This is a genomic window from Brevibacillus fulvus (genome assembly GCF_016908525.1).
In the GTDB taxonomy this organism is placed as follows: Bacteria; Bacillota; Bacilli; order Brevibacillales; family Brevibacillaceae; genus Brevibacillus_G; species Brevibacillus_G fulvus.
The window spans coordinates 92,271-110,360 of the sequence record NZ_JAFBEB010000006.1 but is presented as its reverse complement, the minus strand read 5'-3'; the positions used below and the strand labels follow the sequence as shown (position 1 = coordinate 110,360).

Sequence of the window (18,090 nt, the reverse complement as noted above, 5' to 3'; positions counted from 1 at the left end):
AGCGGCCGGCAGCCCATCATTTGCCGGCAGTTTTGTGATAAGATAGGGAAGAAGGGAAGTGAATCAATGACACATGAAATAAACAAAGGGCGCGAGCGGGCGATTCTCGTCGGCTGCATCCTTGATTATCGCGATGAAGAACGCGTTCGGCTGTCCATGGAAGAATTGCACGAGTTGGCACGAACCGCGGGAGTGGAAGTCGTCGAGGTATACACGCAAAATCGTGAGCGTGTCGATGCCGCCTGGTATTTGGGCACAGGGAAGATCGAAGAGATTGCTCATCGCGCTGTTGAGCTGGATGTAGATCTGATCATCTTCAACGATGAGCTTTCCCCCAGTCAAAACCGCAATCTGGATACGCTGTTCGATTGCAAAATCATCGACCGGACCCAGTTGATCTTGGATATATTCGCCAGTCGGGCCCAATCCCGTGAAGGGAAAATACAAGTGGAGCTGGCCCAGTACAATTATTTGCTGCCCCGATTGGCGGGGCAAGGCAAACAGCTCTCCCGTTTGGGCGGCGGGATCGGAACACGCGGCCCGGGTGAAACCAAGCTGGAAAGCGATCGGCGGCATATCCGCCGGAGAATTAGCGAGCTGAAGCAGCAGCTTCAGGATATTGTGCGCACCCGGCAGCTGCACCGCGAACGGCGCAAAAAGAATCAAGTGTTTCAAATTGCGCTTGTCGGTTATACGAATGCAGGCAAGTCCACACTGCTTAACCGTCTCACTGCTGCGGACACTCTTCAGGAAGATAAGCTGTTTGCCACGCTTGATCCGACAACCCGGCAGCTTCGCCTGCCGAACGGGATGGAAGTGCTGTTAACCGATACGGTCGGTTTTATTCAGGATTTGCCCACTTCGCTGGTCGCCGCCTTTCGTTCCACTTTGGAAGGGGTTAAGGAGGCCGATTTGATCTTGCATGTGGTAGATTTGCACCATCCGGATTGGGAAATCCATATGGAAGTCGTGCAGAAAGTGTTGCGGGATTTGAAAGCGGAAGAGCTCCCGCAGCTTGTCGTGTTTAACAAGGCGGATTTGCTGCATCCTTCCGCCTATATTCCGCGCATGGACGAATCGATCGTCATCTCCGCCATGCAAGATGAGGATTTGAACCGGTTGCTGCAAAGGATCGAGAGCATCGTTTCCGCTTCCTTTAATCAGATGACGTTGAAGGTTCCCGTCGAGCGAGGCGATATTTTGTCCATGCTCTACCGCGATGCGATCGATTTTGAACAGGAATATTTGGAACCGGAATCCGCCTATCTGGTCAAAGTGCGAGTCAACCGCGAACACCCGATTTATGGACGTATCTATCCATTTTTGGAGAACAAACCTGAGATCACAGAAGAAAGTTGGTAAGCAAGCATGTTTCAATTATTTACACACGGGGCACAGCTTCAGCCGATCGTGGCCGAAGTGGAAGCGCAAATCGCCCAACGGCATCAGGAGATTGCCGCGCTGGTCGATTTTAATCAGTTAAAGGTGCTTCGTTCGTTCCAAAAACATGAGGTCAACGAATTTCATTTTACGCCTTCAACCGGTTACGGGTACGATGATACCGGGCGCGACACGTTGGAAGCCATTTATGCCGATGTGTTCGGCGGGGAGGCGGCGCTGGTCAGACCGCAAATCATTTCCGGGACACACGCAATCGCCATCTGTTTGTTTGGGTTGCTGCGTCCTGGCGACGAGCTGATTTATATGACGGGCAAACCGTATGATACGTTGGAAGAGGTCATCGGCGTTCGCGGGCAAGGACAAGGATCTTTGCGGGATTACGGGATCGGTTATCAAGCGATTCCGCTGACACCGCAGGGAGAGGTTGACTTTGCCGCTGTGGCCGCTGCCATCACGCCCAAGACAAAAGTGATCGGCATTCAGCGTTCGCGCGGTTATGCCGATCGCCCATCTTTTACGATCGCCAAGATCAAAGAGATGGTAGCCTTCGTCAAGGAAATCAATCCGGAACTGCTGGTCTTTGTCGACAACTGTTACGGTGAGTTTACGGAAGAGCTGGAACCATTGCAAGTAGGGGCAGACATCATGGCCGGCTCGTTAATCAAAAATCCCGGAGGCGGCATAGTCAAGACAGGCGGCTACGTCGTCGGGAAAAAAGATTTGGTTCAACTCGCCGCTTATCGCATGGCCGCGCCCGGCATCGGTGCAGAGGGGGGAGCGTCGCTTTACTCTTTGCTGGAGATGTATCAAGGATTCTTTTTGGCTCCCCACGTCGTGGGCGAAGCATTAAAGGGAGCGGTCTTTTCTTCCGCCCTGCTGGAGCGGCTTGGGTTTCGCACCAATCCGCTTTGGCATGAGCCGAGAACCGATTTGATCCAATCCATTGAGTTTGGTTCCGCTGAACGTTTGATCGCTTTTTGTCAGGGGATACAAAAAGCAGCCCCGGTTGACTCTCACGTCACTCCTTATCCGAGTGAAATGCCCGGCTATGCCGACCCGGTAATCATGGCTGCGGGAACGTTTATTCAGGGAGCAAGCATCGAGTTTTCAGCTGACGGGCCGATTCGCCCGCCTTACCTTGGTTTTGTGCAAGGCGGTCTAACATACTCGCATGTCAAAGTAGGAATCCTGACAGCTTTGGATGGGCTGTTGGCAAAAGGCTTGTTAGACTTGCCGGAGAGCAACTAACGGATGGAACCGTGCGGAATTGACATAAAACAAGACAATGGGTGCCTGTTCGTATGCAAACATGCGGACAGGCATTCTTGCCCTTTCATGACAAACAGAAAATTTAAAACGTAACCTTTTCTCACATGCATTGACAGATTGATAGCGTTTTCGTTAAGATGATGATAAGAAATACTCGAAAGGGAGGGACTGAAAGTATGAGTGATGATATCCGCAGGAATATGGCCCTCTTTCCCATTGGTATAGTCATGAAATTGACAGAATTAACCGCTCGACAAATCCGTTATTATGAACAGCATGAACTGATTTTCCCTGCCCGTACAGAGGGAAAACAGCGCCTTTTTTCCTTTAATGATGTGGACCGTTTGTTGGAAATCAAGGCCTTGATTGAAAAAGGTTTGAATATTGCCGGGATTAAGCAGGTGATGAGCCTTGAACAATCGGAGCCGGTCAAAACGGAGATCACAGCCACATCGGAACAAAAACGGAAGGAATTGACTGACAAGGAATTGCACCAACTGTTAAAACAGCAAGTTGTCAACACGGGTGTCTCCCGTACCGGCGATAATGCGCTGATTCGCGCGGAACTGTCCCGTTTCTTTCATTAAAAGATAATTTACCTGAGTTAATTGTTTTCACATTAGGAGGGGCATATGGGCAAATATACAAAAGAAGATATCATGCGCATGGCAACAGAGGAAAATGTCAAATTCATTCGCCTGCAATTTACAGATTTGCTGGGAGTCATCAAAAATTTGGAGATTCCGTTGTCTCAGTTGCCGAAAGCATTGGATAACAAAATGATGTTTGACGGCTCCTCCATCGAGGGTTTTGTGCGCATCGAAGAATCCGATATGTATTTGTATCCTGATCTGGATACATGGGTTGTATTTCCATGGGGGACTGAAGAAGGAAAGGTTGCCCGCCTGATCTGCGATATTTATATGCCGGACGGTACACCTTTTGGCGGTGATCCGCGCCAAATCTTGAAAAAAGTGGTCGCAGAAGCCAATGAGATGGGCTTTACCTCATTTAATGTCGGACCGGAACCGGAATTTTTCTTGTTCAAAATGAATGAAAAAGGGGAAGCAAGCCTCAATCTGAACGATCAAGGCGGCTACTTTGATTTCGCTCCGCTGGATCTGGGTGAGAACTGCCGCCGTGACATCGTGCTTACGTTGGAACGGATGGGCTTTGAAGTGGAGGCTTCGCACCATGAAGTGGCACCGGGCCAGCATGAGATTGATTTCAAATATGCCGATGCTGTGCAAGCCGCAGATCAGATTGTCACCTTCAAGCTTGTCGTGAAGACAGTGGCGCGTCAGCATGGTCTGCACGCTACCTTTATGCCAAAACCGTTGTTTGGGGTTTCCGGCTCAGGGATGCATACACATCAGTCGCTGTTCAGTGGTGATAAAAATGTTTTCTACGATGAACAGGACCCGCTTGGCTTGAGCCAGACCGCGAAGTATTATTTAGCAGGCATCTTGGCGCATTCGCGCAATTTTACCGCGATTACCAACCCTTTGGTTAACTCTTACAAACGATTGGTGCCCGGGTATGAAGCGCCGTGCTATGTAGCATGGTCGGCCAAAAACCGTTCGCCGCTAGTTCGCGTGCCCGCTTCACGCGGCCTCAGCACGCGGATTGAAGTCCGCAGCCCCGATCCGGCAGCCAATCCGTACCTGGCGCTTGCGGTAATGCTCAAAGCAGGTTTGGATGGCATCAAAAAGAAAATGCAACTGCCCGCTCCGATCGATCGCAACATTTACGTGATGTCCGATGCAGAACGGGAAGCAAACGGAATCGAAAACTTGCCGGCTACCTTAAAGGATGCGGTTGAATGTCTCAAAGCCGATCCGGTCATCTGTGAAGCGCTCGGTGAACATGCCCTGATGAACTTCATTGATGCAAAGGAAATCGAATGGGATATGTTCCGGATGCGCGTCCATGAATGGGAAAGAGAGCAATATATGAATACTTATTAATCGAAGTTAGCCCCTTGTGCCGCATGGTCGCGAGGGGTTTTTCTTTTGTTCCCAGCGAAAAACCGAAAAAAGAAGTTAACGAGATTACGAAATTCTCCGGCATAAAGTTGCGGTTAACGGCCCTTTATGCGACACAAACACGGCTGCCTGCAAATTGACCTTGTTCCGCAAAAACCGGTTTTTTTGTTGAGGAGAGTTTCGAAACCTCCGATTGCTTCAATCGTAAAAGGAAAGGGAATGAATTCAGCAAAGGGGAAACCGATATGGAGTTTATACTGTGGTGTATTGTCATCGCTCTGTTTTTCTTAAGTCTGGCGGGAGTGTTTTTGCCGTTTTTGCCGGATACGATCTTGCTGTGGGCCGGCTTTTTGCTATATCATTTTGCGCTGGCCGATCCGGGCGCTGGTCTGCCGGCTGCGTTCTGGTGGGGAATGGCCATCTTTAGCATCTTGTTGTTCGCTGCCGATTTTTTGACCAACCTGTATTTTGTCAAGAAGTACGGCGGCTCCAGACTATCTTCGTGGGGCGCCGTGGCCGGCGTCATCCTTGGCATTTTCCTGTTCCCGCCGTTTGGGATGATCTTGCTGCCGTTTCTCATTGTGATCGGGATCGAGATGTGGGTGCAAAAGCAGCCGTTTGAGAAAGCGTTAAAGGTAGGCGTTGGCTCGCTGATTGCTTTTCTCGGCAGTGCGGTTGTGAAAGTGGCCATCCAACTGTTGATGATTGTTTGGTTTTTTATCGCGATGTAACAGCGCAAAAAAGGCATACCGGGCTTCCGGTATGCCTTTTGTTTTTAGTGAATCAATCGGTAAACGCCGATGACCTTGCCCAAAATCGTGACCGAATCGAGAATAATCGGTTCCATGGTGGAGTTTTCCGGTTGCAGCCGGAAGTGAGTCTTTTCCTTGTAGAACCGCTTGACCGTCGCTTCATCCTCGTCAGTCATCGCCACGACAATATCACCGTTATTGGCGACGCTTTGCTGTCGGACAATCACGTAGTCACCATCGAGGATTCCCGCTTCGATCATACTGTCGCCTGAGACGCGAAGCATATAAATTTTGTCCGTGCTTACGATGCTCTCCGGCAAAGGAAAATATTCTTCTACCTGCTCAATCGCGGTGATAGGTTGTCCCGCGGTTACTTTCCCCACGACCGGTACGCGAACTACGGGTGTTTCAAACTCTTCCTGCATTTGATCATCATGCTGCAGCAATTCGATGGCGCGCGGCTTGGTTGGATCGCGTCTGATCAATCCTTTTTTTTCCAGACGAGCCAGATGCCCGTGAACCGTCGAGCTGGAAGCAAGGCCGACTGCCTCGCCGATCTCACGCACAGAAGGCGGATACCCCTTGTCCTTTACTTCTTTACGAATGAAATCAATGATGGATTGTTGGCGGCTAGATAATTTAGACATAATGACACCTCGTTCTCCTCGCACACATTTTCTATATTATACCATGGGATCTTGCGTTCGACAAACATAAGTTCGATAAAAAGAATTGACATGAACATACGTTCGTATTATGATAAAAACATCAAGAGGAACGTATGTTTGCAAGGGGGATTACCAATGACAGCGAACTTTTTACATACAGCAAGACGCTACTCTCAGCAATCGGTACAGCCGCGCAAGCGATCCGGACGGGTCGGGATTACGAGAGGTTTCGCTCTGTTACTTTTGTTGGCCAGCTCTTTGTTTTTTTATGTGTTAACCGATATCGTATTCGCAGCCGAAGGGACGGAGCCGGGACGAGTAGCAGAAGTGACCGTTCAGGCGGGCGATACGTTATGGAAGCTGGCAGCCAGCCACCGTCCTGACGGAGTAATCGATCTCCGCGATCTGATAGTGGAGATTCAGGAGCTCAACCAGCTGAAAGATCCTTTGATTTATCCGGGACAAACGATCAAAATTCCATTGGAGTGAAAGTCTGTCCGTCTGACAGCGCCTTATGGTATAATCAAGGCTATGTTAGAGAGGAGGTCATTTTTTGGTAACGGAAGCGGAAATCAAACGGATAAATGAGCTGGCCAAGAAAAGCAAGGGTGTCGGTTTAAGCGAGGAAGAAAAAGCTGAGCAACAGCTGCTTCGTCGTAAATATATCGATGCAATGAAGGCATCGTTGAAGGCGAGTCTTGATTCGATTCAGTATGTGGAAGACCTTGAGGATAACGGTCCGAAACACTAATATAGCTTACTGTTAATAGTTCGTTAGAAGAGGTGCCTTGGGCGCCTCTTTTTGTATGTAAAGAGTCGGCTGTTTCGCCCTGATCACCTCCCGGAGCGTTACCCTCATCCGCGCCAAAGCGCAATGTGCTGGTCCCCTTTGTCAATGGAGAATCCCCTTGCGGAAAAGCTCGGCGACGGCGTGCGAACGATTTTTCGCATTCAGTTTTTTGATCGCTGAGTTGACGTACTGTTTAACCGTCACCTCACTGAGATGCATCGACTGGGCCATTTCCTTGGTACTTTCCCCCCAGGCAACTTTTTTCATCACCTCCAGTTCCCGCTTGCTTAAATGTTGTGAATCCATCGCGCCCTTTGTTTTTTCCAATGCTTTCCCGACGAGTTGGCCGTAATGAGTCAGAGCATTGACCAATCGTTCATCAAAAGCGGCGTTCTTTGGAACTTCCGTACTGATAATGTATCCGCTTACAAAAGATTCGGAGCAAATCGGCACGACGATAAGTGAATTAATCGAGGAGGACAATACATATTTACTGCTGGTTTGCCGGAATGAGTCAATCGCGCTGCAATATTTCGCCTTCCGCTCGAGAATGGCGCTGAAAATGATCGGGAGCGTCCGGATATCATCGCGGATGTCTCCAATACATACCAATCCGGAAGCGGTTAAGGAGATAATCCCTTCGCCTAAATAGCCTAAAGGAGAAAAACGAAACAAGAGTGAATTGGAGACCGGAAAAAGCTCCATATAGACTGCGAGAATATTGTACAACAAGTCTTCGTGACTGGGACTGTTTTCAATTTTGCCGATGTGCTGTTGGATGGTGTACGGAGAGGTCACCCGACTACCTCCTTTTGTAGGAGCGTACGCCGACGAAATGCGGAATACGCAAAAGACTTAAAAAATTATATGCTGAAAACATCAAACCTGCTTTACTGAAGCAGGAAAAAATTAGGCAACGAAAGGAAGATGGTTATGGCCAACCTCGATCCGAAAGCGGTAAATTATTTGGAACTGTTTTACCAAATGCCAGCCTTGCATACACTCGAACCGGAGGCTGTCCGAAATTTACTGGCACAGACTCCAACGGTCGAAGTGGAGTTGGCTTCGGTTGCCAACATTGAGGATCGAATGATCGTTGTCGACGATAATGCGCAAATCAAAATCCGGATTTACACACCGGAAGGAGAAGGACCGTTTCCGCTGTTTGTGTATTACCATGGCGGGGGCTGGGTGATTGGTAATCTTGAGACTGCCGATGCCACCTGCCGGCAGATCGCCAACTTGACGGGCAGTGTTGTCGTTTCGGTTGACTACCGGCTTGCTCCGGAATACAAATATCCGATTCCGGTCCGCGATTCTTATGAAGCGTTGAAATGGGTGGAACAAAATGCTGCCTCATTAAATGGAAACGCTCACAAAATTGCTGTTGGCGGTGACAGTGCGGGCGGCAATTTGGCGGCAGTCGCAGCGATGATCGCACGGGACCAAAAGGGGCCGGCGATCGCGGCGCAAATTTTGGTCTATCCGGTCACAAATTTGGGCTATGATACGCCGTCCTATGAACAATTCCAGAGCGGGTACGGTCTGGATAAAGCGTTGATGGTTTGGTTTGGAAGTCACTATATTCGGACGGAAGCCGATCGACAAGACAAATATATCGCGCCATTGCTCGCCGAAGATCTCGGCCAGTTGCCCCCCGCTCTGATCATTGTGGCAGAAAACGATGTGCTGCGGGATGAAGGATTGGCTTATGCCGAACGTTTACAACAAGCAGGGGTGCAGGTGGAAACGAGTTACGAACACGGACTGATTCACGGTTATTTCACCAACATGGCTGTATTCCCGGAGCGAATCAAGCAGACCGTAGGCAAAATCGCGCAATTTCTTAAACAGACGATGTGATTATCGGACAAGGAAGGAATTTCATTCAAGGAGGCTGCGAGTTATGACAATTTCTCCGCAAGCGCATTTTGATGCAGTGGTAATTGGAGCGGGGTTTTCCGGATTGTATATGTTATACCGGTTGCGGGAAGCGGGCTTCACGACACATGCTTACGAGGCTGGTGGCGGTGTCGGCGGTGTTTGGTACTGGAACCGTTACCCGGGCGCTCGTTGCGATTCGGAAAGCATCTATTACAATTACACGTTTTCGGAGGAGCTTTACAAAGAATGGACGTGGTCGTCGAGGTTTCCGGCGCAACCTGAAATTCTCCGTTATCTCAATTTCGTCGCCGACAAGTTTGATTTGCGCAAAGATATTCAGTTTCAGACGCGGATCACCGCAGCTCATTTTCAAGAGGAGAGCAACAGGTGGCACATTTACACAGATGCCGGTTCCTGTGTTTGCGCCACATACTTGATCTCCGGCGTCGGCTGTATCTCGGCGTCACATATCCCCAATATCCCGGGATTGGAGAGCTTTCGCGGCGAGTGGTACCACACTGGCCATTGGCCGCACGAACCCGTCAATTTCACAGGGAAACGCGTTGGGGTGATCGGGACAGGATCGAGCGGCGTTCAAGCTATTCCGGTCATTGCCGAACAGGCAGCGCAGCTGGTTGTGTTTCAGCGAACCGCAACCTGAAAAAAAAGGAAGAACGCCTGGATTGCATATATTCAGGCGTTCGGTCTCATCCCATACACATAAATTTGTCAAATTGCTGCACAATAGGGATATCGGATCAAATGCAGGACACTTTGTCCGTAACAGGGGGACACCATGAACGAGAAACAGGATAGAGAAAACATCCCGCTCCGTCTGTTTACCACCAAACAAAATATGGATACGCCGTATATTACCGAACAAGCGGAAGATACATATGAGACCAATCAAGGGGATCTGGAAGTAGACAGCGACGTGAATGAAGACCCCCGGCGGGAACGTTTGCTGGATGATTCCGTAGACGCCTTTCTTGATTCACTGCAGGCTGGAACTGAAAAGAACCAAACTGAATAAAATGCTTGTCGTCCATAACCATCCGTTTCCTCCGGTCAGCGGGAGCAACGAATGCGTTATGGTTTTTTTATTTGCGGGCATGAGCCGGTGCCCAGCTTCCAAGTGGGAACCGGTTGAACAATCAACGGCGATCCCTTAAAATATGGAAGGTCATGGTATTCGATTCGTAATAGAGGCAGCGGAACAGCCATTTAAGCGAAAGGTGGCTGTACAAGCCTGATCGGCAAAAGGAGAGGATGAGAATGGCTTGGTTGGCAGTGGCGGCGGGCGGAGCGATTGGTTCTGTGCTGCGTTACGGGTTGGGTCTGCTGGCAAATCAGCCGGCATGGCCCTGGGGAACATGGATCGTCAACGTGCTCGGCTCCTTTTTGATCGGCTTTTTTATGGTCATTGGCAAAGAGCAGGGGAGTTGGTCACCCCAGTTGTATTTGCTGCTGACAACAGGGATGCTCGGCGGTTTCACGACTTTTTCTACTTTATCATTGGAAGCAACAACCTATATCCTGCAAGGGCAATGGCTGCGGGGACTGCTGTATCTTGTCAGCAGTGTAGCGCTCGGATTGGCGGCGGCCTGGCTAGGCATATGGTTAGCGCGTCAAATGTTCGCGCAAGGATAAGAGAATGTCGTTGCGATGCGGTTGAGCGAAACGGCAAATCAAATACTCCTGTGAAAGGGGGACGCGCTGTGGCGGTGAAGCATCATGCATATGAGGCCGAACAAAAGAAACTGGAAGAAACGTTGCATGTCGTTGACAAGGAAATTGACCTGCTCCGTGAAGATATTGGCCAAGTGACCGATGATTATGTCAAACAGGTGGTCAACTACAAAAAAGTCAAAGACCTGCAGTATTTGGAGGATCACGGCAGAGAGAAGCCATACTTCGGACGAATTGATTTTCTGAAAGACGAAACCTATGAGTTGGACAGTGTGTATATCGGCAAGCGGGGAATTGTGCGCAGCGATACGTTTGATACGGTCGTCGTTGACTGGAGAGCGCCGATTGCCAGCCTGTTTTACAGCGGGGAAAGCAAAGATGCCTTTTATCGAACGGCCAGGGGAATCGTCAGAGGAGAAGTAAAGTTGAAGCGCAATTTTGCCATCGAGAACGGGCAAATTACCGGGATTTATGATGGTGCGCTTAAAGAGACGATCGACCGGGAAGTCGGTCAGCCTGACGAATTCCTCCATGAAGGTTTTATCGATGAATTTTTGGCCTCCAGCTTAAATCAGACCAATGACAGCCGTTTAAAAGATATTGTTGCCACCATCCAGGCGGAACAAAATGAAATTATCCGCGCGGAGAAAGATAAGCCATTGGTCGTCCAGGGAGTTGCCGGGAGCGGCAAAACGACGATTGCGCTGCATCGGCTTTCCTACCTGATTTACAATTACCAGGATACGTTGGCGTCCAAACGGTTTATGGTTTTTGCACCGAACCGTCTTTTTCTGAATTATATCTCTGATGTTTTGCCGGAACTCGGTGTGGAGGATGTGCAGCAATCGACGTTTGCCGAGTGGGCTGCCCGGCTGGTCAGACCGATTTTGCCCAAAGGCTGGCGGATTCTCGATCCGCAAAAACCGCTGCAGCTCTTTTTTGAGCCGGGCAAATCGGAACGGGAGCGTACGATCGCTTGGCGGCGTCTCCATTTCAAAGGATCGTTTGCCTGCAAGCAAACATTGGACCATTATTTGCAAGATGTGTTGGAAAAACAGATCCCGTATAAAAAACTCAGTTTTATTTATTCACGAACCAATCAGGTGTTCACGATTGAAGGCGGTCAGATCCGGGAAATTTTTACCGAACAACTGAAACATCTGCCCTATAACAGTCGGCTGGAAGCGATGCGAAAACAGTTGAAGCAGGAAATGAACAAACTTCTGTTCAGTCATTTGCGCGAGCGGAAAATCGATTTGGACAAACAGGGATTAGCCAAGTTTGAAAAACTGATTGAACAAGTTTTGGCCAAATACATGGCGGATTGGCCGCAGCTCGATGTGTTTCCCTTGTATCGGCAGATCATGACCGAACCGGAGCTGCTTCGCAAACTCGCTCCAACCAGCATCGACGATGAAACGATCCGCGATGTTTGTGAGTCAAATGCGGAGATCATGGGCAAGGAACGGATTGAACCGGAAGATTTGGCGGCGCTGCTTTATTTGCGGCAGCTGATTGAAGGCTTGGATACAGCCGCGCAGTTTGATCACGCTGTTATCGATGAAGCGCAAGACTTGAGCGCGATGGAGATCATGCTGGTCGCGATGATGGCCAAACGCCATTCGGTCACGATTGTCGGTGATATTGCGCAAGGGATTCATGCTTACCGCGGCCTGCATGACTGGGATGAGTTGCTGCAGGATGTGTTTGCGGAACCGCGGGCGGCTTTTTACAAACTGGAGCAAAGCTATCGGTCGACGGTGGAGATTATGCGCTGTGCCAATCACGTCCTCGAGAAAATTAAACTGCCGGAGCTGGTGATGGCCAAACCGGTCTTGCGGCATGGGGAGCAGCCGTTGCTCTTGCAGCAGGCGACAAAAGAAGCGCTGTGGCAAGAGATTGGCGAGCAGGTCAATCGTTTGCGCGGAGAAGGGCTGCAAACGATCGCCATCGTGGGCAAATCGATGGAGGAGAGCAAAAAAGCGCATAAAGCGCTGATCAGCATGCTGCCTGACTTGACGCTGCTCAGTCATAAAGATACGCATTACGAAGGCGGCTTGATGATCATGCCAGCCTATTTGACGAAAGGGCTACAGTTTGACGCAGTCATTTTGCTTGACGTCGATGATGAGCATTATGGACTCCATGATCTGGACGCCAAGCTGCTATACGTGGCAATGACACGCCCCGTTCATCGCTTGCTGATCACCTGTATAGCAGGTCGGTTGAGTCCGCTGTTGCAAGGGTTGTCTTTGGAAAGTGAAGGCACACGGAAAAAAGCGTGAGAGAACAGGCTCCCACGCTTTTTTTTGCGTTCTTGTCTTTGGCGGAACGGCGAACCGATCAGTGATTGCCGTCATTTCCTTTGGAAGGATTGGTAATGACATAGCCTTCTTGTGGCACATAGAGATAATCGACAATGACCCCATCCAGCAGTTCTTCGTCTTTTTCCAAAATCACGTCAATGTCTTTGTCAGTGGAGACAACGACGTCATCTTCCGTCGGCTTGTCCAAGGCAAGGCCGTAATGTGCGTGATCACCGTGTTTATGGGCAACGTAGATACGTAATTTCAATTCCTTGTCTTCTTCTTGAGCCAAAATCTCGGATAGTTGTTTGGCGGCATTCCGCGTAATTTTACATTTCATCGCTGGATTCCTACTTTCATAGAGTTTATCCTCATCTTATCAAAGAATAAAAAGCCAATGCAAATTTAAAGAGTATTGTGATACATCCGATCGACCGGTTGGCGGAAAATATCAGCATACTTGCTTCAAAAGCGATGGCTGAACCCGCGTTTTCCTGCAATCAAGCAATGCACCATCCAATCGCAAACTTACCCCTTATGCATCTCATTGAATGTTTCTGGCCATTCCAACCCCCGTTGTTATGTGCGTTTTTTTTGCGCGAAACGATCAGAGCCGGATCACACGCGATTCGGCGGCGAGGTCGGCGGGTTCCCAATCGAGCAATGGGTGAAGCATTTCTTCATCGCGCGGTGCGAAATACAGTTCAAAGTAATCCCATAGCGAGCAATCTGTTTCCGACGGTTCCATCATATAACCTCCTCTATATTGCGAAAATTAATATTGCCTTTTTTTATGAGAGATAGTATACTCCTAATTGTGATTTTTATAGGGATGGGTGTCCGAGTGGCCGAAGGAGCACGATTGGAAATCGTGTAGGCGGTGTTGAACCGTCTCGTGGGTTCAAATCCCACCCCATCCGCCATGTCCATACATACGCATATATTTGTGAAATGATCTGGCCGGTGTAGCTCAATTGGTAGAGCACCTGACTTGTAATCAGGGGGTTGTGGGTTCAAGTCCTATCGCCGGCATCGAAAACAAACATGCAGCTTTGCTTCTATTCCGATGAAGCGGGGCTGCTTTTTTTGTTGCAACTTATACCGGCTGTCGCGCTTAACAGTATGCTCTGAACGTGGCGAGTTGTTCGCAAAAAAAAACAGCAATCCGCATCATCATGACGCGGATTGCTGTATCCATCAAGATTCGACCGCGGTGTCTGCGGTAGAAGCTGCGTTTTTCTTCCGTTTGGGATTCATCAGAGGATAGAGAACGAAACCAGCCACATACAGGCAGATACCCAGAAGCATCGTTTTCATGTCGGCCGTTCCGGTTTTGATCACCCAGACGGAAAATACGATTGCCAGCAAGGCGATCATCCCGTCGATTGCCCGTTTGGTCGGTTGTTGCAAGTACGTTTCCCCCGTCACGACCAGTTTTGCCTGGTAAATCGCCGAAACAAGATATGGCAACAAGGTAGCCAGGGTAGCAACGGTAATCACAAAGTCAAACGCTTCGGCGATCGTGCCGGAGATGGTGGAAAAAATAAATAGTTGTGACATGAGGTTCGTTACCGTCAGCGAACCGGTCGGGCTGCCTTTTTTGTTTACCTTTGCGAAAAACGCGGGAAACATCTTGCTTTTTGCCGCCTGATACGGCGGTTCGGACCCGAGCAAGACCCAGCCGATAGACGAACCGGTCAGTGAAACAATGGCCAAAATCGCCATGAGAGAACCGCCTGCCGGACCGATCACAGTGCTGAGCGCATCGACTAACGGTTTGTCGGAAGCTTGCAACTGTTCCATCGGCAGTACGCCCATCGTCAGCATCGTAATGCCGATATAGATGAGGACGGCAATCAGCAGACCGACAACGGTGGCATTGCGGACATCTCTTTGCGAGCGCGCCCGGCCGGACAGAACGACCGCTGACTCAATGCCGACAAATGCCCAAAGCGTTGACAACATCGCCATGTTGACTTGGCCGAACAACGGCTGCATAACTCCTTGCTCGTCCGCCATCGGTTGGTAAAAAGCGCCCATATTGGCCCGATTAAAACAAAACAGGGCGATGACGATAAATAAAACAAATCCTAACACTTTGGTGAAGGCTGAAATAAAGCTTAATTTACCGGCCCCATTCAAGCCGCGGACCAACAGCGTATGAATCGCCCACAGCAAGGCCGTGCATACGAGAAACGTGGTCAAACGTCCCAATTCAATCGGAAACTGGCCAATGGTAAACAAGATTTGTTTGTCGGTCATAATCGGGAAAAACTGTGACAAATAACCAGCGAAGGTCGTAATGATCGCTACGTTGCCGGCCCAGTTTGCTACCCAATAGCCCCAGACCATACCATAGCCTGCCAGTTGGCCCGAGCGAGGGGAAGCGAATAACGCGCGCGCATAGCTTTGCGGACCAGCCGTCAACTCCGGCTTGCGCACCGACAAATTCCCGAATACCAACGCGATCATCAGCACGCCAAAGCCGGTGAGCAACCAGGCCAAGAGCACAGCGAGCGGGCTGGCGGCTTTTGCCAAAGTGCCTGGCAGCATAAAAATGCCGGAACCTACCATATTTCCAACGACAAAGGCGGTAAGAAGCCAAAAACCCCATTTGTTTGTCTGATTCATCATGTGCCTCCTGAAAAAAATGAACATATGAAAACAAAAAAACGCTGTGAAGCAAAGATTCACGGCGTTTTTGACACGTCCGCATCCCGCTTGAAAAGATAGCGCTCCACAGCTTGTTTCGCTGTGGCAGTCCTGCACCTGTTCGATGCAGCCCCAGCAAGGCAACTTGAATAGTTCGCTGCCAGCTTCGGCAGTTCTCCCTTTCGCTGACGGTCATTGGTGCTATTCCACCTTACGCCAGTTACTCATGATCACCGCAACCTCTACCTCATCAAGATGATGAGGACTTTTTCTTTATTTAATTAAAGCGTATGTGCATAACGATGCCCAGTATATCAGCAGCAAAGTTCTCTCGTCAACTGGAAAAATCAGAATGGACAGTCGTGAAAGTTGCGACGGTTAAACGCGAAACAGTAAAGAAATACTAAAATTAAGCAATCTGGAAAAGAGGGATGATATGCTAAGCGAAGAGCAACGCGCAGAATTGCGGAAGCAGATGCAACGGGATGAAAGCAAAGTGGTGAATATTGTCCTCCATGATGAACAGCAGGTAGCTGGCGAAGTGGAGAAGGCAACCAGGGACGGCATCTACCTGACGGACGGAAGACACTATCCCTATGAACAAATTCGGGAAATCAACGGGTTGAGTTAGCGGAGTTCAGGGCAACGGAGAAGGGAAAAAATGGCGCAACGCGTCAGGCAGTTCTTTTTGCCAAAAGCCCCATGTGTGGTTGCCCGGCCGTTCCCGGTAATGCAATTGCGCTTGTTTTTCTGCCAGAATGGTTTTGCAAAGCCTGTTCCACTCGACAAAGTCATATGTCCCCAGATGTGTTTCCACTTGTGTTTCCTCAAGACCGATGACCATCCAAAGATGCAGCCAGGACAAGTTTGCGCAATGAGACAAGGCATCGAACGTTGGCTGCAAAAAAGCACCCGAGAGCGAAAGAACGTTCGGGAACAGTTCGGGATAGTCGAGCGATAGATGCAGGGACACCGTTCCACCAAGCGAATCCCCGGCAAGTATGCGGTCGGAAGCTGTGCGTCTGACAGGGTAAGCCGATTCTATATAAGGAACAAGTTCTTCCGCAAAAAACCGTTTATAGGCAGCGTGAAGGGAACCGACCGGAGAATATTCGCTCGTCCGTTTGCTTCGTTCCACCGAAACGCCGACGATGATCATCGGTTCGAGCCCTTCCTCCAGGATCAGTTGATTGGCGATTGTGGCGATTCGGCCCATCGTGAAGAAATCGTTGCCATCCTGGCAATACATGGCGGGATATGACAGCAATTCATTATAACCGGGAGGCAAATACACTTTGACAGAGCGGGGGTTGTCCAGATAGTTGCTGGGCACTTCTTCTTTGATAATCGTTCGTTTAACATAATCAGACATAAGTTTACACCTCGTACACAGCAAATTTTGACAAACAAAACCTTGAAAAAAACTGGTACAGATTTTATGATAAATGATAACAGAGTGGAAATAAACCCTGTTATATCAATAATGTAACACGTAAAACAGTTTTTAAACTGCAGTATAACAGAATTTTGCATACGGGAATGAAAACACTTTCATTCCAACGGGGTATTTCCTTTGGTTTCTTAATCTAGTAAAGAGGTGAATAAGATGAGCGTTAGTACTTCTGTAGAACAAGCAGGCAACCAGGAGCCATTGCAAATCTTGGCGGAAGATGGCACTGTCGTACGTCCTGACTTGATGCCTGAGCTTACTGACGAACAACTGCGTGAAATTATGCGCCGCATGGTCTTTACCCGCGTATGGGATCAACGGGCGATCAGCTTAAACCGTCAAGGGCGCCTGGGCTTTTACGCACCGGTTGCTGGACAAGAAGCAACGATGATCGGCTCCGAATTTGCCATTGCAAAAGAAGACTTCATCTTGCCAAGCTACCGCGATATTCCGCAAATGGTATGGCATGGCTATCCAATGTATCAAGCTTTCTTGTATTCTCGCGGACATCTTCACGGCGGACAAATTCCGGAAGATGTCAACGTATTGATGCCGCAGATTATTATTGCTTCCCAATGCGCCCAATCGACAGGTGTCGCCATGGGCTTCAAGCTGCGTAACGAGAAACGCGTGGCAATTACGTATTTTGGCGACGGAGCTACCTCGCAAGGGGATTTCTATGAAGGGATCAACTTTGCCGGTGTTTACAAACTGCCTGTTATTTTCTTCTCGCAAAACAACGGGTATGCGATCTCGGTACCGTTTGAGAAACAAACCGCGGCTGCCAATATTGCCGTAAAAGCGCAAGCAGCAGGGATCGCCAGCACGCGCATCGACGGAATGGACGTTTTGGCCGTGATCAAGGCGACGCAAGAAGCGAGAGAACGCGGTTTGAACGGCGAAGGTGCTACGCTGATCGAAGCGCTCACCTACCGGTATGGTCCGCATACGATGGCCGGCGACGACCCAACCCGCTATCGTACCGGTGAAGAGCAAGGCGAATGGGAACAACGCGATCCATTGATCCGTTTCCGCAAATTCCTGGAAACCAAAGGGCTGTGGAGCGAAAAAGACGAGGAAGCAACCATCGAAGAAGCGAAACAGGCGGTTGCCGATGCGATTAAAAAAGCGGATGAATATCCGAAAATGAAAGTGTCCGATTTGATTGACGTGATGTACGAAACACTGCCTCCGGGACTAGAAGAGCAGAAGGCAGAATATCTAGCGAAGGAGTCGAAATAGTC

At 49.5% G+C, this 18,090-nt stretch carries 20 protein-coding genes, 2 tRNA genes and 1 riboswitch; of the genes, 16 read left to right on the top strand and 6 right to left on the bottom strand.

Features of this window, described 5'->3' with window-relative positions; translation table 11 throughout:
• The first annotated feature begins 66 nt into the window (after positions 1 to 66).
• The 5 genes from hflX (at position 67) to JOD01_RS10420 (ending at position 5,386) form a co-directional block, all read left to right on the top strand.
• Entirely contained in the window at positions 67 to 1,362 is a 1,296-nt protein-coding gene (gene hflX, locus JOD01_RS10440) for a GTPase HflX (protein ID WP_204518261.1), read from the top strand.
• A gap of 6 nt (positions 1,363 to 1,368) precedes the next feature.
• Positions 1,369 to 2,649, top strand: a complete 1,281-nt coding sequence (locus tag JOD01_RS10435; RefSeq protein WP_204518260.1) for a methionine gamma-lyase family protein — start codon at positions 1,369 to 1,371, stop codon at positions 2,647 to 2,649.
• A 197-nt stretch (positions 2,650 to 2,846) separates the two neighbouring features.
• Positions 2,847 to 3,257 carry a MerR family transcriptional regulator gene (locus JOD01_RS10430; protein WP_204518259.1) on the top strand — a complete coding sequence of 137 codons (411 nt, stop codon included), beginning with the start codon at positions 2,847 to 2,849 and terminating at the stop codon, positions 3,255 to 3,257.
• 45 nt (positions 3,258 to 3,302) lie between these two features.
• Positions 3,303 to 4,637, top strand: coding sequence for a type I glutamate--ammonia ligase (gene glnA, locus JOD01_RS10425; protein ID WP_204518258.1), 1,335 nt, complete (start codon positions 3,303 to 3,305; stop codon positions 4,635 to 4,637).
• A gap of 263 nt (positions 4,638 to 4,900) precedes the next feature.
• Positions 4,901 to 5,386 carry a DUF456 domain-containing protein gene (locus tag JOD01_RS10420; protein ID WP_204518257.1) on the top strand — a complete coding sequence of 162 codons (486 nt, stop codon included), beginning with the start codon at positions 4,901 to 4,903 and terminating at the stop codon, positions 5,384 to 5,386.
• Between the two features lie 44 nt (positions 5,387 to 5,430).
• Here the strand turns inward: JOD01_RS10420 and lexA are convergent, their stop codons facing one another.
• Entirely contained in the window at positions 5,431 to 6,054 is a 624-nt protein-coding gene (gene lexA / locus JOD01_RS10415) for a transcriptional repressor LexA (protein WP_204518256.1), read from the bottom strand.
• 156 nt (positions 6,055 to 6,210) lie between these two features.
• On the opposite strand from lexA, the gene JOD01_RS10410 reads away from it, so the two are divergent.
• Both JOD01_RS10410 and JOD01_RS10405 read left to right on the top strand, forming a co-directional pair.
• Positions 6,211 to 6,564 (top strand): LysM peptidoglycan-binding domain-containing protein, encoded by a 354-nt coding sequence (locus tag JOD01_RS10410; RefSeq protein ID WP_204518255.1) that lies wholly within the window; start codon positions 6,211 to 6,213, stop codon positions 6,562 to 6,564.
• Between the two features lie 64 nt (positions 6,565 to 6,628).
• Positions 6,629 to 6,826 carry a DUF896 domain-containing protein gene (locus tag JOD01_RS10405; protein ID WP_204518254.1) on the top strand — a complete coding sequence of 66 codons (198 nt, stop codon included), beginning with the start codon at positions 6,629 to 6,631 and terminating at the stop codon, positions 6,824 to 6,826.
• A 141-nt stretch (positions 6,827 to 6,967) separates the two neighbouring features.
• Here the strand turns inward: JOD01_RS10405 and JOD01_RS19990 are convergent, their stop codons facing one another.
• Positions 6,968 to 7,663, bottom strand: coding sequence for a LuxR C-terminal-related transcriptional regulator (locus tag JOD01_RS19990; RefSeq protein ID WP_204518253.1), 696 nt, complete (start codon positions 7,661 to 7,663; stop codon positions 6,968 to 6,970).
• Positions 7,664 to 7,798: 135 nt separating this feature from the next.
• Between JOD01_RS19990 and JOD01_RS10395 the strand changes: the two genes are divergently transcribed.
• From JOD01_RS10395 to JOD01_RS10375, 5 genes are all read left to right on the top strand, one after another.
• On the top strand, positions 7,799 to 8,728 hold the full coding sequence (locus JOD01_RS10395; protein ID WP_204518252.1) for an alpha/beta hydrolase: 930 nt from the start codon (positions 7,799 to 7,801) through the stop codon (positions 8,726 to 8,728).
• Positions 8,729 to 8,771: 43 nt separating this feature from the next.
• Complete coding sequence (locus JOD01_RS10390) at positions 8,772 to 9,410, top strand: flavin-containing monooxygenase (protein ID WP_204518251.1); 639 nt, start codon at positions 8,772 to 8,774, stop codon at positions 9,408 to 9,410.
• A 135-nt stretch (positions 9,411 to 9,545) separates the two neighbouring features.
• Positions 9,546 to 9,782, top strand: coding sequence for a hypothetical protein (locus tag JOD01_RS10385; RefSeq protein ID WP_204518250.1), 237 nt, complete (start codon positions 9,546 to 9,548; stop codon positions 9,780 to 9,782).
• Positions 9,783 to 10,024: 242 nt separating this feature from the next.
• Positions 10,025 to 10,399 carry a fluoride efflux transporter CrcB gene (crcB, locus tag JOD01_RS10380; RefSeq protein WP_204518249.1) on the top strand — a complete coding sequence of 125 codons (375 nt, stop codon included), beginning with the start codon at positions 10,025 to 10,027 and terminating at the stop codon, positions 10,397 to 10,399.
• A 68-nt stretch (positions 10,400 to 10,467) separates the two neighbouring features.
• Positions 10,468 to 12,723, top strand: coding sequence for a UvrD-helicase domain-containing protein (locus tag JOD01_RS10375; RefSeq protein WP_204518248.1), 2,256 nt, complete (start codon positions 10,468 to 10,470; stop codon positions 12,721 to 12,723).
• 58 nt (positions 12,724 to 12,781) lie between these two features.
• On the opposite strand, the gene JOD01_RS10370 is transcribed toward JOD01_RS10375, so the two are convergent.
• Complete coding sequence (locus tag JOD01_RS10370) at positions 12,782 to 13,084, bottom strand: HesB/IscA family protein (protein WP_204518247.1); 303 nt, start codon at positions 13,082 to 13,084, stop codon at positions 12,782 to 12,784.
• A gap of 267 nt (positions 13,085 to 13,351) precedes the next feature.
• On the bottom strand, positions 13,352 to 13,495 hold the full coding sequence (locus tag JOD01_RS10365; protein ID WP_204518246.1) for a hypothetical protein: 144 nt from the start codon (positions 13,493 to 13,495) through the stop codon (positions 13,352 to 13,354).
• Positions 13,496 to 13,574: 79 nt separating this feature from the next.
• On the opposite strand from JOD01_RS10365, the gene JOD01_RS10360 reads away from it, so the two are divergent.
• A tRNA-Ser gene (locus JOD01_RS10360) sits at positions 13,575 to 13,667 on the top strand.
• 36 nt (positions 13,668 to 13,703) lie between these two features.
• Positions 13,704 to 13,776: transfer RNA gene (locus tag JOD01_RS10355), tRNA-Thr, on the top strand.
• A 165-nt stretch (positions 13,777 to 13,941) separates the two neighbouring features.
• On the opposite strand, the gene JOD01_RS10350 is transcribed toward JOD01_RS10355, so the two are convergent.
• The gene (locus tag JOD01_RS10350) at positions 13,942 to 15,375 is read right to left on the bottom strand and encodes an amino acid permease (RefSeq protein ID WP_204518245.1); all 1,434 of its coding nucleotides are present in this window, start codon (positions 15,373 to 15,375) and stop codon (positions 13,942 to 13,944) included.
• A 91-nt stretch (positions 15,376 to 15,466) separates the two neighbouring features.
• A riboswitch (Lysine riboswitch) is annotated at positions 15,467 to 15,649 on the bottom strand.
• Between the two features lie 183 nt (positions 15,650 to 15,832).
• On the opposite strand from JOD01_RS10350, the gene JOD01_RS10345 reads away from it, so the two are divergent.
• A complete protein-coding gene (locus tag JOD01_RS10345) occupies positions 15,833 to 16,027 on the top strand; it encodes a hypothetical protein (RefSeq protein ID WP_204518244.1) in 195 nt (64 codons plus the stop codon).
• 6 nt (positions 16,028 to 16,033) lie between these two features.
• On the opposite strand, the gene JOD01_RS10340 is transcribed toward JOD01_RS10345, so the two are convergent.
• Positions 16,034 to 16,768, bottom strand: a complete 735-nt coding sequence (locus tag JOD01_RS10340) for an alpha/beta hydrolase (RefSeq protein ID WP_204518243.1) — start codon at positions 16,766 to 16,768, stop codon at positions 16,034 to 16,036.
• A 234-nt stretch (positions 16,769 to 17,002) separates the two neighbouring features.
• Here JOD01_RS10340 and pdhA point away from each other — a divergent pair, with 234 nt between their 5' ends.
• Positions 17,003 to 18,088, top strand: a complete 1,086-nt coding sequence (gene pdhA / locus JOD01_RS10335) for a pyruvate dehydrogenase (acetyl-transferring) E1 component subunit alpha (protein ID WP_204518242.1) — start codon at positions 17,003 to 17,005, stop codon at positions 18,086 to 18,088.
• Positions 18,089 to 18,090 lie beyond the last annotated feature (2 nt).

Coding starts and splice junctions, on each gene's coding strand:
- hflX (WP_204518261.1), top strand. CDS start 67: ATGACACATGAAATAAACAAAGGGCGCGAGCGGGCGATTCTCGTCGGC.
- JOD01_RS10435 (WP_204518260.1), top strand. CDS start 1,369: ATGTTTCAATTATTTACACACGGGGCACAGCTTCAGCCGATCGTGGCC.
- JOD01_RS10430 (WP_204518259.1), top strand. CDS start 2,847: ATGAGTGATGATATCCGCAGGAATATGGCCCTCTTTCCCATTGGTATA.
- glnA (WP_204518258.1), top strand. CDS start 3,303: ATGGGCAAATATACAAAAGAAGATATCATGCGCATGGCAACAGAGGAA.
- JOD01_RS10420 (WP_204518257.1), top strand. CDS start 4,901: ATGGAGTTTATACTGTGGTGTATTGTCATCGCTCTGTTTTTCTTAAGT.
- lexA (WP_204518256.1), bottom strand. CDS start 6,054: ATGTCTAAATTATCTAGCCGCCAACAATCCATCATTGATTTCATTCGT.
- JOD01_RS10410 (WP_204518255.1), top strand. CDS start 6,211: ATGACAGCGAACTTTTTACATACAGCAAGACGCTACTCTCAGCAATCG.
- JOD01_RS10395 (WP_204518252.1), top strand. CDS start 7,799: ATGGCCAACCTCGATCCGAAAGCGGTAAATTATTTGGAACTGTTTTAC.
- JOD01_RS10390 (WP_204518251.1), top strand. CDS start 8,772: ATGACAATTTCTCCGCAAGCGCATTTTGATGCAGTGGTAATTGGAGCG.
- JOD01_RS10385 (WP_204518250.1), top strand. CDS start 9,546: ATGAACGAGAAACAGGATAGAGAAAACATCCCGCTCCGTCTGTTTACC.
- crcB (WP_204518249.1), top strand. CDS start 10,025: ATGGCTTGGTTGGCAGTGGCGGCGGGCGGAGCGATTGGTTCTGTGCTG.
- JOD01_RS10370 (WP_204518247.1), bottom strand. CDS start 13,084: ATGAAATGTAAAATTACGCGGAATGCCGCCAAACAACTATCCGAGATT.
- JOD01_RS10365 (WP_204518246.1), bottom strand. CDS start 13,495: ATGATGGAACCGTCGGAAACAGATTGCTCGCTATGGGATTACTTTGAA.
- JOD01_RS10350 (WP_204518245.1), bottom strand. CDS start 15,375: ATGAATCAGACAAACAAATGGGGTTTTTGGCTTCTTACCGCCTTTGTC.
- JOD01_RS10345 (WP_204518244.1), top strand. CDS start 15,833: ATGCTAAGCGAAGAGCAACGCGCAGAATTGCGGAAGCAGATGCAACGG.
- JOD01_RS10340 (WP_204518243.1), bottom strand. CDS start 16,768: ATGTCTGATTATGTTAAACGAACGATTATCAAAGAAGAAGTGCCCAGC.
- pdhA (WP_204518242.1), top strand. CDS start 17,003: ATGAGCGTTAGTACTTCTGTAGAACAAGCAGGCAACCAGGAGCCATTG.